This window comes from Saccharopolyspora sp. ASAGF58, from assembly GCF_012277335.1.
Lineage (GTDB): Bacteria > Actinomycetota > Actinomycetes > Mycobacteriales > Pseudonocardiaceae > Saccharopolyspora > Saccharopolyspora hattusasensis.
Window position 1 is genome coordinate 7,377,206 of sequence record NZ_CP040605.1, and the last position, 13,725, is coordinate 7,390,930.

Sequence of the window (13,725 nt, forward strand, 5' to 3'; positions counted from 1 at the left end):
ACGATTCCAGTGGGTGTACGGCCAGTCCCAGGAAGGCTTCGTGGATGTCGTCGCGGCGTTCCCAGCGGATGCGCAGGCGTCGCATGCCGTGGTACCACGCTATTGTTCGTTCGATGACCCACCTGATCGTGCCGAGTCCGGAGCCGTGCCCGGTTCCGCGTTCGGCGATCTGCGGGTCGATTCCCTTGTCGCGCAACTCGTTCCGGTGTTTTTCGGAGTCGTAGGCGCGGTCGGCGTAGCGGGCCCTGGCGAGCATGGGTTCCAATCTGCCCAAAGCACTGGGGTCCAGACCCTCCATTCTGGACGTTCTCATTGAGACGCTCGGTACCTTCCCGTGACCGGAGTCGTCGCGATCGGTAAGGTCCCGCGTCGCTCGACACCGTCGCCGACGCACCCAGCCAGGTGCTGACCCACAACGGATTCCACAACCGAGCCAAGGCACTCCAGCACGCAACCCTCACGCTCCCACCCGCCGACCTTCTCATCGACGATCTGCAATCCTCGCTTCCGGGCGATTTCGCGCGAAATCGCCGCTTCTCCTGCGTGGGGTCTGTCAATTTCGCGCGAAATCGCCGCGGTCAGATACGGACCGGTGCCTTGATCGCGGCGCGTTGGACATGGCCAGGTATGCGGCGGGGATGCCGTCGAGATCGACGGTCATGCCGAACACCGGGGACGGGTCGAGCTCGCCGGACAGCACATCATCGACGAGCGTCGGTGTCACGTCCCGGACCGGCGTCAGCCCGCCGGTCAGGGTGAGATTGTGGCGGAAGATGGGGGAAATGTCGTCGACCGGGCCGTGGGGACCGCCGACCATCGCGATCGATCCGCCGTCGCGAACCACGGCCAGTGCGGTGTCGAGGGAGGATCGGGTACCGACGCATTCCACGACGCAGAGCGCTCGTCGCCCACCGGTCAGGCCCCGAACTCGGTCCCCTGCCTCGGCGCCGCGCTCCGGGACGATGTCCGTAGCTCCGAACAGTTTGGGCCCACCGAAACCCGAGACTGGTACGGGAAAACAGTCCATACCGGGCGGTCGCCGACCTGCGCGGAAAGCGGATCGCGACGCCACCCAACAACAGTGATGCCTACCGTTGCGCGCAGCTGGCCGCGGCTCAGCTGCCGTGGCGGACGAGGGTCGCGATGCGCAGGTCGCGCGCCCTCCTCTGATGCGCTGTCATAGCCGCGCGTGCCTTCTCTGCGTCCCGGTCGCGGACCGCGTCGAAGATCTCGCGGTGCTCGTCGAGGATCCGCTCCAGGTTGTCCGGCGCGGACGTGGACCGAGAGTCGTGGGCGGCGAGCCGGGTCTCCAGACCGTCGAGCAGGCGGCTGATCGTCTTGTTGCGGCCGGCCGCCCGAAGCGCGAGGTGGAACTCGTGATCAAGGCGCAGCCGGGAGGGGATGTCCTCCGCGCCCGCCGCCTGTTCGAGGAGATGCTCCAGCCGCGCGAGGTCCAGTTCCGAGACGTGCTGCGCCGCCGCCTGCGCGGACGCGGCGTCAAGGGCGATGCGGGCATCGCAGATCTCCAGGATCTCCTCGGCCGACCGCAGCGGGACGCGGTAGCCCGTCGCGGTGCGCTCGACGAGTCCTTCGAGTTCGAGGCGGCTCAGTGCCTCCCGCACCGGTGACCGCGACACCTGCAGCTCGCACGCAAGCCCGCTGGCCGTGACAGTGCTGCCCGCGATGAGCTCGCCGTCCAGGATCCGGCCACGGATCTGCAGATAAGCCGTCGTGTCACCGGCCGGCACGGTCACGGAATTCGCCATGTGCTCATTCTGTCCGAAGTGTTGACGACTGTCGTCAGGTGTATTCATGTGTCACCGATCGCATTGACACGTCGTTCACAGATCGGCGAGGGTATGCGCCATGAACCCCATCGCCGGACTGCAGCTGACCAGCCGCCGGCACATCGACCTGGTGCGTACCGCTGGCGCGTTCTGTCGCTGAACCGCGGTCGCGCCCGCGTGCGCATTCGCCGCTTTCCGGTCTCCTTTTCGGTTCACCCTCACCGAAGGCTGCGCGATGTCCGAACCCGTGCTCACGGTCGATTCTGTTTCCACTCCCTCAGCCCCCGCGCGCCGCGCGCGGCCCGGTCGCGTCTGGCGCGCCGGGCTGCCGTGGGTGGTGCCTGTCGTCCTACTCGTCGTGTGGCAGACGGGCTCGTCCACGGGGCTGATTCCCGAGGAGGTACTCCCGCCGATCAGCGAGGTGCTCGACACCGGCCGCTACCTGGAAGGCACCGGCGAACTGCAGCGGCACATCCTGACTTCCTTGCGGCGCATCTCGATCGGCTTCGGCATCGGCGCGGCGACCGGGCTGCTGCTGGGGTTCGCAGTCGGCATGTCGCGGCTCGCCGAGGGGTTGTTCGACCGCTCGTTGCAGATGGTGCGCACGATCCCGCACCTGGCGCTGGTGCCGCTGATGATCGCCTGGTTCGGCATCGGCGAGCTGCCCAAAGTCTTGCTGGTCGCGCTCGGCACCCTGTTCCCGGTCTACCTGAACACGGTCAACGGGATCCGTGGTGTAGAGCCGAAACTCGTCGAACTCGGCCGCTCCTACGGCCTCGGCCCGCTCGGCGTGATCCGCCAGGTGGTAGTGCCCGGCGCGCTGCCGTCCATCCTGACCGGAATCCGCTACGCACTCGGCGTGGCGTGGCTGACGCTCGTGGTGGGGGAGACGATCGCCTCGCGGGATGGGATCGGCTTCCTCGCGCAGAACGCACGCGAACTGCTGCGTACTGACCAGATCGTATTGGCGGTGCTGCTGTACGCGATCGCCGGCTTCCTTGCCGACGCGCTGATCCGCAGCGTCGAACGGGTCACGTTGCGCTGGCATCCCCATTTCCGGCGAGGAGCTTCCGCATGACGACGACGGTGTGCCTACGTGGCCTGACAAAGACCTACGACCATCCCGTGCTTGCCAGTCTCGACCTCGACGTCGCGGCGGGCTCATTCGTGTCGCTGATCGGGGCGAGCGGAACTGGAAAGTCCACTTTGCTCCGCCTGGTCGCCGGGCTGGAACGGACCGACGACGGCGAGATCGGTCTCAGCCGGCCCGAGGGCGGCGAGCCGCGAGTGCGAACGATGTTCCAGGAGGACCGGTTGCTGCCGTGGCAGCGGGTCGAGGCCAACGTACGGCTAGGTCTCCCGCGCGCAGCCGACGTGAGTGAACTGCTGAACGCGGTCGGGCTCGCCGGGCGGGAGCGCGCCTGGCCCTCGGACCTTTCGGGTGGTCAGCGGCAGCGCGTCGCGCTCGCCCGCGCGCTGGCCCACCGGCCGGATCTGCTGCTGCTCGACGAGCCCTTCGGTGCGCTCGACGCGCTCACCCGTGTCCGCATGCAGCTCCTGCTCGAAGGACTGTGGCAGGAACGCGGCAGCACCGTCCTGCTGGTGACACACGACGTGGACGAGGCGCTCGCATTGTCCGACCGCGTCCTCGTACTCGCTGGCGGCCGAATCGTCCGCGACCTGGCCGTCGACCTGCCGCGCCCACGGCGGCGCGACGACGAACGCCTCGCGCGGTGGCGCGCCGAACTGCTCGACGAGCTACTCGCGCAGGAAACCGTCACCACCGCCTGACTTTTCCCTTCCCCACGAACGGAGTTCTTGCCATGCCCGCGATTTCGCGCCGCAGGTTCCTCGGCCTGAGCGGCGCCAGCGCCGCCACGCTCGCCCTCGCCGCTTGCGGTTCCGCATCCGTCGGCCCGGTCGGCGCCGGAGCCCAGTCCGCGCCGTCCCAGCTGCGGTACGCAGTGATCGGCGACGGCCGCCTCGGCATCCCGGCCGCGTTGCGCGCCAAGCTCGGCGGTCTCGACCTCGAAGCCGCGCTCGGTGGCGTGAAAGTCACCTGGCAGCCCGGATTCACCGCCTCGCTTCCGGTGATGGAGGCGCTAAAGGCCGGGGAGATCGACTTCACGTTCGCCACTGCGACCGCCGTGATCTACGGTGTCGGCGGCAAGGTTCCGCTCGTCCCGCTCGCCGCCTTCCCCCTGCCCGGCGACGAGGTGGACATCCTGGTACCCAAGGGCTCCCCCATCACCGGCGCTGCCGACCTGCGTGGCAAGCGGATCGCTGACCAGCAGGGCACCACCGGCACCTACAGCCTCATCAAGTACCTGCAGACCGCCGGGCTGACCCTGCAGGACGTGCAGTACCAGAACCTCGCCGCCGCCGACGCCGAAGCGGCGTTCGCGAATGGGTCCGTCGACGCCTGGATCAGCTGGCAACCGCAGATCGAGCTAGCCAAACGCCGTCACGACGCCGTCGCGCTCCCCGGGGTACGCACCTACGACTACGCCTACTTCATCACCAGTGAGGACTTCGCGGAGTCGCATTTGGACACCGCGGTCAAAGCGGTGCGGGTGGTCCGCGACGCGCAGAACTGGATCAACGCCAACCCGGATGCGGCCGTACAGGCGTTCGCGGCCGCAGGTGGCTTCGGCAACGACCAGCTCACGCAGGAGGTCTACCGCGACCTGATCGTCGCGCGGCGGCTCTCCGAGTCCCTCGCCGGCCCCCAGCTCGGCCCCATCGGCGACGCGGCGGCCGCGAACACCCAGGAACTGGCGGACAACTTCCACTCCCTCGGCGTCTACCCGCAGCAGATCGCCGTCCGCGACTGGCTTGCGGACGGCCGGTTCGACCACGTCAAGAAAGCGGTTTCCGATGTCCTCGCCTGAGCAGCAGATGCACCTCGCCGCGTTCGTCACCGCCGGCCCGGGACGGCCCGGCGGCTGGCGGCACCCGAACTCGGTCTCCGACTGGCGTTCGGCGAAGTACTACCAGCGGATCGGCCGCACCCTGGAGCGGGCTAAGTTCGACCTGATCTTCTTCGCCGACATCCTCTCCGTGCCCTACCGCTACGGCGACTCGCTCGACCCGCAGTTGCGCTACGGCGCGCTCGGGTCGATGCGCCTGGACCCGACGCCGGTGCTCGGCGCGCTCGCGGGCGCCACCGAGCACCTCGGGCTCGCCGCGACCGTGTCCACCACCTACGTCGAACCCTTCACGGTGGCTCGCTCGTTCGCCACGCTCGACCACCTGTCCAGCGGGCGGGCGGCGTGGAACATCGTGACCTCGTTCCAGGACGCCGAGGCCCGCAACTTCGGCAAGGACACCCACCTCGACCGCACGCGACGCTACCAGCGCGCCGAGGAGTTCCTCCAGGTCACCGCGAAACTGTGGGACAGCTGGGACGACGACGCGCTGGTGCTCGACCCGGCGGCACCTATGTTCGCCGACCCCGAACGCGTGCATCGCGTGGACCACCACGGCGAATGGTTCAACGTGCAGGGCCCGCTCAACGTGGCGCGACCGCCACAGGGATACCCGGTGCTGATCCAGGCCGGCGCCTCGCCGTCGGGGCGGAATTTCGCCGCGCGCTGGGCCGACGTGATCTTCTGCAGCCACGCCTCCATCGACGCGGCCAAGGACTTCTACGCCGACATCAAGGGCCGCGCTGCCGCGCACGGTCGCGACCCGAGACAGATCAAGATCCTGCCAGCGATCACCCCCGTCGTCGCCGAGACCGCCGAAGCCGCGAGGGAGAAATCGCAGCAGCTTTCGGACCTCGTCGTGCCGGAGGCTGGTCTGTCCACATTGTCCTATCATCTGGACATCGACCTCGCACCGTTCCCGCACGACGAGGTGTTGCCCGAGATGCAGGTGCCGGGCGTCCAGGGGCATTACCAAGAGGTGCGCGAGCTGACCGAGAAGCACGGAATGACACTGCGGGAACTCGGCAAGCAGTACGGCGGCACCCACGAGGGCGACTTCATCGGCACCGGCTCCGAGGTGGCCGACGCGCTCGAACAGTGGTTCACCGAGGACGCCTGCGACGGGTTCACCGTCAGCGGTATCTATCAACCCGGCGCGTTCGATGAGTTCGGTGACGAGGTCGTGCCGCACCTGCAGAAGCGCGGTCTGTTCCGCACGGAGTACACCGGTTCGACGCTGCGCGAGAATCTCGGCTTGGACCGGCCCGCGAGCGGGGACTGGCACCAGCGCGCGGCGCGTGAGGAGGACTGATGACCACGGCACACAACGGTGTCGCCACCGTCACCGGAACGCTGACCCCGACGGAGGGACGTTTCCTGCTCAGCGCCGGAACGAACCATTTCGTCTCCGACGCGCGGGTCGGGCCGGGCGAGGCGGTGACGGCGGGCGAGCTGTTCATTGCCGCCGCGGTCTCGTGCGCGCTTGCCAACGTCAACCTGCACGGCCGCGACCTCGGCGCCGACCTCACCAGTGCGTCGGTCAGTGCTCAGTCCGAACGCGATCCCGATGACCCCACCCGATACCGGTCGGTGGTGCTGACCCTCTCGCTCCCGCACGTCCCGGAGGTGGTGGCGCGGGAGATCCTGCACCGCTTCACCACGACGTGCCCCATCTACAACACCATCCGCCGCGGCGGAGCCATCGAAACCGTACTGACCGCCCAGGGCTGGCCGGTGAACCCGGTCGGGCACAGCGGTAGCGGGAGCTGAAGGCCGGGTAGCCAGCACGGCCAGGTGACGCCGACGACCGCCTGAGCCGATGGTTCGACGTTGAAGGCACAGAATCCGCCACGTTGCGGGGTGGTCCTGAAAGAACAGGACCACCCCACGGGAGCTGTTCCATCGGACGTCCACCGCAAACTCGCCCGCGACGGTTTCACCACCGCCCGTCCGTCTCGAGCGTCAGCCGTCTGCGTGGCGCGATCGCCCTAGGCAAAGCCGGAATGGCGATGGAACGGCGCGGGTCAGCGCTTCGAATCATCACCAGGTGCCTCGTCCGCGGCTTCCTCGGCGCGTTTCTCGCTGGCCCAGATGCCGCGGACGTGGCCGATGTGACGCCGCATGAGTTCTTCCGCACCTTCGGCGTCGCGGGCTTCGATGAGGTCGAGCAGCTCGGCGTGTTCGTGCGACGACGGGATCAGCTCGTTGCGTTCAGCGAGGGTCTTGAGGCCGTAGATGCGGGACCGTGCGCGCAGCGACCGAACTGTCTCAACGAGGTGTGCGTTGCCAGCGAACCCGAGCAGGGTGAGGTGGAAATCCATGTCGATCGTGACGTGGGCGATGAAGTCATGGCGGGTGGCGGCGTCCTCGATCCCTGCTGCGAGGGGGCGCAGACGCTCGATGTCCGAAGGTGCTACCCCTGCTTCGGCAATCCGGCGCGCCGTCGGGACCTCGATGAGCAAGCGGAGTTCGGTGAGGTCATCTAGTTCGCGCTCGGTCGGCTCGGTGATGCGGAAGCCCTTGTTGCGGACGGTTTCGATGAGGCCTTCCTTGGCCAGGTCGAGCATGGCCTCGCGGACGGGCGTAGCCGACACGCCGAACTGCTCGGCCAGGCTAGGTGCCGAGTAGACGACACCCGGACGTAGTTCGCCCGAGATGACCGCTCCACGCAGGGTCTCGATGATTTCTTGGCGCATGCTCCGGCGGCCCTCGAAGGAAGGCAGCGCGAGGGCTGCGCCATCATCTGCGGTCATCGTTTTCTCCATTGGTGATCTTTTCTATCCGACGTTTACCAGCATAAGCAACGGTTCGCGCTGACGTTCCAGAGCAGCACGTGGGAAACAAGCGCGATCCGCTGCGCCTTGCTGTGGTGACTCGGGCAGTCGGCGGATGTGGTCGAGGTTGTCGACCCGGCTGCTGCGCATGGTCAGCTCAGTCCTTCCGCAAGAGCCTTCTCCGTGGCATGGCGCACTGCGCTTTCCTGTGTGCCGGTGAGCGGAACGCGCGGGGGCCGACACGGTCCGCCGTAGCGGCCCACGATGTCCATGCTGAGCTTGATCGCCTGGACGAACTCGGTCTTGGAGTCCCACCGCAGCAGCGGGTGCAGCGTGCGGTAGAGCGACAGGGCATTTTCCAGATCACCGGTGCGGGCTGCCTCCCACAGCTGGACTGAGGCGCGCGGGAAAGCGTTGGGATCGCCCGAAACCCAGCCCGGCGCGCCAGCAATGGCCAGTTCCAGCACGAGGTTGTCGGTTCCACAGAGTACGTCCAGCTCCGGGGCGAGTTCGGCGATCTGGTAGAGGCCGGCGCACGTCGCCGGAGAATTCCTTGACGCTGACGATTAAACCCTCGCTCCACACCTCGGCCAACAGCTCTGGGGTCAGGTCCACCTTGGTGTCGTGGGGGTTGTTGTAGGCCACGATCGGGAGTCCGACCTCCGCCACCGCACGGTAGTGCGCAACGACCGACACGCGATCGGCCCGGTAGGCCTTGGGCGGCAGCAACATCACCGCAGGAGCTCCAGCCTCCGCGGCCGCCTCGGTCCAGCGCTGCGCATCATAAGATCCGTACGCGGCCACCCCCGGCATCACGGTGAAGCCTTCCGGAGCCGCTTGAATGGCGGTGGTGACTACTCGGGCGCGCTCCTGCGGCGTGAGCATCTGGTACTCCCCCAACGATCCGTTCGGGGTCGCACCGTGGCACCCGCTGCTCGCCAGCCATGCAATGTGCTCAGCAAAGCTCTCGTAATTCACCTCGAGCTTGCCGCACGGACCCTCGCGCAGCGGCAACGCGGTCGCCACCAAGACACCGTGCCAAGGCTTGACCTGCGCGCTCATCTGCCCTCCACCGTTGAAGTATCTCGAACCCCTTCACGCAGTGCAATATTACATTGCATTAACATCTGTACGTGTGTCACGTGTGCCATTGCACTGTTCTTGGCATGGCTGGAAGCGATATAGGACACACAAAGCCGGGGGCGTCCCGTGCGCAGCTGGCCGCGCTGGTGTCAACATCGCCCTCGGCACGGACCTCCTGGGGCCATGCACCGGCGACAATCCTAGGAGTTCGCTTTGCGGGCACGGGTGCAGTCCGCCAAGACGATCCGGCGCTCGGCCACCACCGTCACCGAAAGAACTGCTCCGGAGCGAAGCTGAACTCGGCGTCGTCCGCACGGGGGCACAGGTGGACGCCGAAGCGATGTCCCGCCTGCTGCGCTCGATGGCGCACGGCGCCATCGAAAGCGCGCCGAGCTGACGCCCGCATCACCAGGCGCCGTGCCAATTTCGCGAGAAATTGACCGCCACCTGGGGGAACGCACTGCGAACCAGGACGGAGCGTGACATCTGGCGTCACCCGAGGCCGTGCCAATTTCTCACGAAATTGCGCCCTCTCCGGGTGACGGGGGATGCCGATTGCGGCCCGCCGGGGCCGGGTTGAGACTGGGTGAATTCCGGCTCTGATGCCCTCGCGATGCGCAGGAGACTGGCAGACATCCTGCTCGTTGGCGGGAACCCGCTCCAGGACCTCAACGTTCTCGCCCATCCGGAAAGCGAGATCGCCGCCGTGATCAAGGCCGGCACCATCCGCATCAACAGGTTCTAACCTGCTTCGCTGCCTGGACGGCCAACCGGACATCCAGGCAACGAAACACGGACCCACAGCCGAGCAGTAGTAGGCGCACGCGGCGCCCGCCGCTGGACCGAGCAGGCCGCCGAGGCCGGCACGCCCGCGGTCATGCTGCTGCCGCCGAATGCCTACCGCGCCGACCGCCACGCGATCGTGGAGCACTACCGGATCGTCTCGAAGGCCGGCCTGCCGATCGTGGCCTACAACAACACGACACCAAGATCGACCTCACCCCGGACCTGCTGGCCGAACGGCACGGCGAAGGCCTCATCGTCAGCGTGAAGGAATTCTCCGGAGACGTACGGCGCTACTACCAGATCACCGAGCTCGCACCCGAGCTCGACGTGCTGTGCGGCACCGACGACGTCGCCCTGGAGTTGGCCATCGCGGGCTCGCCCGGCTGGATTTCCGGTTACCCCAACGCGCTTCCGCAGGCGTCAGCGGCAGCAGCGGGTGCAAGGAGCGGTACAGCGGGAGCGCGGTCTCCAGGTCACCCTTGGATGCGGCCTTGGGACTCCCGAACCGAGTTCGTCCAGGCGATCAAGCTCAGCATGGAAATCGTGGGCCGGTACGGCGGGCCGAGCCGTCCGCCGCGGCTGCCGCTGACCGACGAGCAGGCCGCACAGGTGCGCAAGGACACCGAGCGGGTCGTCGCCGAAGGTCTGGCCTGAGCAAGCGCAGCAAGCGGATCTTCCACGCGGTCGACTCCCACACCGAGGGCATGCCCACGCGAGTGGTGACCGGTGGCGTCGGCACGATCCCGGGCGCCACCATGTTCGACCGCCGGCGGTACTTCGTCGACCACCTCGACCAAATCCGCCGTCTCCTGATGAACGAGCCACGTGGTCACTCGGCCATGAGCGGCGCCATCCTGCAGCCGCCGACCCGGCCGGACGCCGACTACGGCGTGCTCTACATCGAGGTGTCGGGCTGTCTCCCGATGTGCGGGAACGGGACGATGGGAGTGGCCACCGTCCTGATGGAGACCGGCATGGTCGAGGTCACCGAGCCCGTCACGACCATCCGGTTGGACACCCCGGCTGGGTTGGTCGTGGCCAATGTGTCGGTCATCGACGGCGTGGCCCGGGACGTCACCTTGACCAACGTGCCTTCTTTTGCGCTGGGACTGGACAAAACCGTGGAGGTCCCGGGCTGGGGGCCGGTCGGGGACGACATCGCCTTCGGAGGCAACTTCTACGCGATCGTCGAACTCGACAGGCTCGGGATCGAATTCACCCGGGCGAACAGGGCCAGATCATGGATGTCGGCCTGGCGATCATGGCCGCCGTCAACGACCAGGACCGCCCTGTTCACCCGGGGAATCCGGAGATCACCGGCTGCCACCACGTCTACCTGCAGGCGCCGGGAGCCACCAGTGCGCACTCCCGGCATGCCATGGTGATCCACCCCGGCATGTTCGACCGCTCCCCCTGCGGTACCGGGACCAGTGCTCGCATGGCACAACTGCACGCCCGCGGCGAACTCGCACTGAACACCGACTTCCTCAACGAGTCGTTCATCGGCTCTACCACCAGCCCGCCACCGAGTTCGTCGCCGGATTCATCGGCTCCCCTCCGATGAACCTGCTCCGTACCACCCGCGGCCCGGACGGCTACCGAACCCCGTTCGGCTGTTCGCGCCCACCGGACACGAACACCTCACGATCGGCATCCGGCCGGAGTCGCTGCGCCTGACCGATACGGCAACGACATCTGCCTGGCAAGCAGAAGCGACGGTCGCCCTGGTCGAATCGACCGGGCCGTCACGGCTGGTGCACCTCGACCTGGACTCGAGCCGAGTAACCGCGCGCTGCCCCAACGAGCTCGCGGTCCACTCCGGACAGCGAGTCGCCGTGCGTGCCCACCCGCGGGACGTGCAGGTCTTCGAACCCGAAGGCACCAACCTCGGGACAGCCGACGAACTGCTGGCCACCCGGGAGTTGACACCGTGAACAACCCCGCTCTTGGCCTGTTCGACTGGCACGGGAGGCCAGACCGGGCGCGGGGCAGCTGCTCGCCACGCTGCGCGCACCGGGGCTTTGACTTCCAAAGCGGATGATGGGTGCTACGTGGGTGGCGGCCGGTTCCAGCGCGGTGCACCTCGTCACGGTCGTCGAGAAAGTGGTGGTGCCTGCGCTGGCGTCCCCCCTCGCGCTGGCGGCGGGCGCCTTTTGGGTGTCGCGACGAAATCCGATCAATGCGACGAACGTCAACGAAGTTCCCGTGAGCTGAGAAGGGGAGTGTTCAGGGCCACACCAGGTCCCGCGGCTGGGCCGGCTGGCGTGCGGCGCTTCGGGAGAACCGGGCCACTACAGGTTGTGCGAGAGCAGCCGGCTCAGCGCCTCGTCGACGTTCATCCACCGGTGTTCGTCACCGGGTGCGACCGCGTCGTAGGTGTCGTTCAAGAACTCCGCAAGCTGATCGGCATTCACTTCGAAGGCGGCCTGCCCTGACGGCGAGCTCAACTCGATCACGACCAACCCCGGATCGTCCAGTCGAGGGCGGATTCGCACGTCGCCTTCGCCTGCCTCGGCGACCAGCCCGTCGGCCAACAGGTCGCGGGCGATCACCCAATCCACCTGACCGGCCTTGCCCACGTTGAGCTTCATGCAGATCTCGTACGGGTTGCGGCTGTCGTACCCCAGTTCCACGCCAACCGGCGCGATCACACCCGCCGGGGCTACCAGGTTGAAGACCATGGTGGCGAGCACCGTGCCGTGATCGTTTGCCATCATGTCCGCACTCCCAAGCATCGGCTTCCCATACCTTCGTAACGAAGCATGCCCAACCCGGGTTCATGTCTTCTTCACGATGTCTTCAGATCCCTGGCGGCAATCCACCCCCGGGCTCCCAGCGAGGAACCTTGACGGGCCCCGCCCCTTCATGGATGACCGGCCGGGGCCCGGTCCAGCAGGCGATCGAGCGCTGCGCACTCGCCGCCGTGAGCGCTATTGGGTGCTATAGCACCCACAAACACTCACGGCCGTTCTGCCTCCTCGGTTGCTGCGTGACCACCGGAGTCGGCGCTGCCGTGCACGGTGCTCAGATCACACCCGTCGAACGAGCACTGGCGGCGGCCACGGACCTCCACACCAGCAGTCCCCGTTCGGCCGCGCGTTCGCACAGGTCGACGATGAGCAGGCCGCCCAGTCCTCTGCCCTGCTGGTCGTTGTCGACGAACGGTAGTCGAATTCGCCTTCACCGTCAGTGCTGCGGCCCGGAATCATCAGCAGGGGCTGGTATTCGCCCTGGAAGGCGATACTGGAACGAACCAGCGCGGGCAGCAGAGGGAGGTCTTGCGCGGTGGCGTCGTCGACGATCGTCTTAGGGACTGTTGGGTAACTGGGGCGACACTGAGCGTGGCGTGATGTTGATCACGGCCGGTGTGTCGAGATGACAAAGAGATCATCCCCGCCGTGATCTTGTTGTGTGTGCAACTGCGATACCGGCGAGGATGATCGCCGCCCATGTTATCCGTCCAGTCTGACCGATGAGGTGTGGGCCGTCCTGGAACCGTTGATGCCGGTACGAGACCGCCGAAAGGGCGGTATGGCAAGGAAATACGACGATCGTCTGGTACTGGACGGGATCTTCTACGTGCTGCGTTCGGGTTGTCAGTGGCGGATGATTCCCCGCGATCTGCTGCCCTGGGACGCGGCCTATCGCTGGTTTCGGGACTGGAGTGCCGACGGCACGATCGACCGTGTCCACGACGCGCTGCGCGATCAGGTTCGGCGCCAGGCCGGACGCACGGCGGACCCGTCGGCGGCCGTGCTCGACGCCCAGTCCATCAAAAGCAGCGAGGGAGGGCAGGAACGCGGGTTCGATATGGGCAAGAAAACGACAGGCCGCAAACGGCACCTGGTCGTGGACACCCTCGGCCTGCTGCTGGTCATCATGGTCACCTCCGCATCGGTGCAGGACCGCGCGGAGCGCGGCGGGCGCGAGATCCTGCGGCGCCTGGCCGCCCGGTTCCCCTCGATCGCACTGGTGTGGGCCGATGGCGGATACGCCAACTCCGTCGTCAACGGCCTGCTGGCCTGGGCGAAGGAAAAACTCGGACTGGTACTGGAAATCGTCAAACGCAGCGACGATGTCAAGGGGTTCCAGGTGCTACCACGTAGGTGGGTGGTCGAACGAACTTTTGGGTGGCTGATCCGCAACCGTCGCCTCGCCCGCGACTACGAACGCCTGACCGCGAACTCCGAAAACATGATCAAACTCGCGATGATCCGCCTCATGGCCACCCGGCTCGCCGGCCAGAGCATCCGGTGGTCCAACGCCACCGAACGCGAAGCCGCCCGCCGACTCACCGCCGAAACCAACATCGCTGCGTAACCACTCAGTTACCCAACAGTCTCTTAAACGGACGTTAACTCGCCCGCC

At 67.0% G+C, this 13,725-nt stretch carries 16 protein-coding genes and 3 pseudogenes; 13 read left to right on the forward strand and 6 right to left on the reverse strand.

What is annotated here, in order from left to right:
- Window positions 1–22: 22 nt before the first annotated feature.
- The 3 genes and pseudogenes from FDZ84_RS34810 to FDZ84_RS34820 form a co-directional block, all read right to left on the reverse strand.
- Window positions 23–238 (reverse strand): annotated as a pseudogene (locus FDZ84_RS34810) (IS5/IS1182 family transposase); the annotation flags it as partial.
- A gap of 315 nt (window positions 239–553) precedes the next feature.
- A complete protein-coding gene (locus tag FDZ84_RS34815; RefSeq protein ID WP_168589290.1) occupies window positions 554–1,027 on the reverse strand; it encodes a zinc-binding dehydrogenase in 474 nt (157 codons plus the stop codon).
- Window positions 1,028–1,115: 88 nt separating this feature from the next.
- The gene (locus FDZ84_RS34820; RefSeq protein ID WP_168589291.1) at window positions 1,116–1,766 is read right to left on the reverse strand and encodes a GntR family transcriptional regulator; all 651 of its coding nucleotides are present in this window, start codon (window positions 1,764–1,766) and stop codon (window positions 1,116–1,118) included.
- A gap of 100 nt (window positions 1,767–1,866) precedes the next feature.
- On the opposite strand from FDZ84_RS34820, the gene FDZ84_RS41370 reads away from it, so the two are divergent.
- From FDZ84_RS41370 to FDZ84_RS34845, 6 genes are all read left to right on the forward strand, one after another.
- Window positions 1,867–1,947, forward strand: a complete 81-nt coding sequence (locus FDZ84_RS41370; protein ID WP_371812941.1) for a putative leader peptide — start codon at window positions 1,867–1,869, stop codon at window positions 1,945–1,947.
- A 75-nt stretch (window positions 1,948–2,022) separates the two neighbouring features.
- Window positions 2,023–2,865 (forward strand): ABC transporter permease subunit, encoded by an 843-nt coding sequence (locus FDZ84_RS34825; protein ID WP_168589292.1) that lies wholly within the window; start codon window positions 2,023–2,025, stop codon window positions 2,863–2,865.
- Window positions 2,862–3,578 carry an ABC transporter ATP-binding protein gene (locus tag FDZ84_RS34830; RefSeq protein WP_168589293.1) on the forward strand — a complete coding sequence of 239 codons (717 nt, stop codon included), beginning with the start codon at window positions 2,862–2,864 and terminating at the stop codon, window positions 3,576–3,578. Before FDZ84_RS34825 ends, FDZ84_RS34830 begins: the two co-directional genes overlap by 4 nt.
- A gap of 32 nt (window positions 3,579–3,610) precedes the next feature.
- Window positions 3,611–4,678, forward strand: a complete 1,068-nt coding sequence (locus FDZ84_RS34835) for an NrtA/SsuA/CpmA family ABC transporter substrate-binding protein (protein WP_168589294.1) — start codon at window positions 3,611–3,613, stop codon at window positions 4,676–4,678.
- The gene (locus tag FDZ84_RS34840) at window positions 4,665–6,026 is read left to right on the forward strand and encodes an LLM class flavin-dependent oxidoreductase (RefSeq protein WP_246868651.1); all 1,362 of its coding nucleotides are present in this window, start codon (window positions 4,665–4,667) and stop codon (window positions 6,024–6,026) included. Before FDZ84_RS34835 ends, FDZ84_RS34840 begins: the two co-directional genes overlap by 14 nt.
- A complete protein-coding gene (locus FDZ84_RS34845) occupies window positions 6,026–6,484 on the forward strand; it encodes an OsmC family protein (RefSeq protein WP_168589295.1) in 459 nt (152 codons plus the stop codon). Before FDZ84_RS34840 ends, FDZ84_RS34845 begins: the two co-directional genes overlap by 1 nt.
- Before the next feature lie 254 nt (window positions 6,485–6,738).
- Here FDZ84_RS34845 and FDZ84_RS34850 read toward each other — a convergent pair whose 3' ends face one another.
- Complete coding sequence (locus FDZ84_RS34850; protein WP_168589296.1) at window positions 6,739–7,467, reverse strand: GntR family transcriptional regulator; 729 nt, start codon at window positions 7,465–7,467, stop codon at window positions 6,739–6,741.
- 173 nt (window positions 7,468–7,640) lie between these two features.
- A pseudogene (locus tag FDZ84_RS34855) lies at window positions 7,641–8,550 on the reverse strand (dihydrodipicolinate synthase family protein).
- A gap of 607 nt (window positions 8,551–9,157) precedes the next feature.
- On the opposite strand from FDZ84_RS34855, the gene FDZ84_RS34860 reads away from it, so the two are divergent.
- From FDZ84_RS34860 to FDZ84_RS34880, 6 genes and pseudogenes are all read left to right on the forward strand, one after another.
- Window positions 9,158–9,316, forward strand: coding sequence for a hypothetical protein (locus tag FDZ84_RS34860; RefSeq protein ID WP_168589297.1), 159 nt, complete (start codon window positions 9,158–9,160; stop codon window positions 9,314–9,316).
- 132 nt (window positions 9,317–9,448) lie between these two features.
- Window positions 9,449–9,622 (forward strand): hypothetical protein, encoded by a 174-nt coding sequence (locus FDZ84_RS39760; protein ID WP_246868652.1) that lies wholly within the window; start codon window positions 9,449–9,451, stop codon window positions 9,620–9,622.
- The gene (locus FDZ84_RS34865) at window positions 9,610–10,011 is read left to right on the forward strand and encodes a dihydrodipicolinate synthase family protein (protein WP_246869275.1); all 402 of its coding nucleotides are present in this window, start codon (window positions 9,610–9,612) and stop codon (window positions 10,009–10,011) included. The genes FDZ84_RS39760 and FDZ84_RS34865 overlap by 13 nt, the downstream gene beginning before the upstream one ends.
- Window positions 10,012–10,061: 50 nt before the next feature.
- Window positions 10,062–10,921 (forward strand): annotated as a pseudogene (locus tag FDZ84_RS34870) (proline racemase family protein).
- Window positions 10,922–11,009: 88 nt separating this feature from the next.
- On the forward strand, window positions 11,010–11,291 hold the full coding sequence (locus tag FDZ84_RS40295) for a TOBE domain-containing protein (RefSeq protein WP_256413789.1): 282 nt from the start codon (window positions 11,010–11,012) through the stop codon (window positions 11,289–11,291).
- 121 nt (window positions 11,292–11,412) lie between these two features.
- On the forward strand, window positions 11,413–11,571 hold the full coding sequence (locus FDZ84_RS34880; RefSeq protein ID WP_168584145.1) for a hypothetical protein: 159 nt from the start codon (window positions 11,413–11,415) through the stop codon (window positions 11,569–11,571).
- A 77-nt stretch (window positions 11,572–11,648) separates the two neighbouring features.
- On the opposite strand, the gene FDZ84_RS34885 is transcribed toward FDZ84_RS34880, so the two are convergent.
- Window positions 11,649–12,074, reverse strand: a complete 426-nt coding sequence (locus FDZ84_RS34885) for an SsgA family sporulation/cell division regulator (protein WP_210435312.1) — start codon at window positions 12,072–12,074, stop codon at window positions 11,649–11,651.
- Between the two features lie 694 nt (window positions 12,075–12,768).
- Between FDZ84_RS34885 and FDZ84_RS34890 the strand changes: the two genes are divergently transcribed.
- Window positions 12,769–13,677: an IS5 family transposase gene (locus tag FDZ84_RS34890; protein ID WP_168589298.1), complete on the forward strand. Its 909-nt coding sequence runs from the start codon at window positions 12,769–12,771 to the stop codon at window positions 13,675–13,677.
- The last annotated feature ends 48 nt before the right edge of the window (window positions 13,678–13,725 follow it).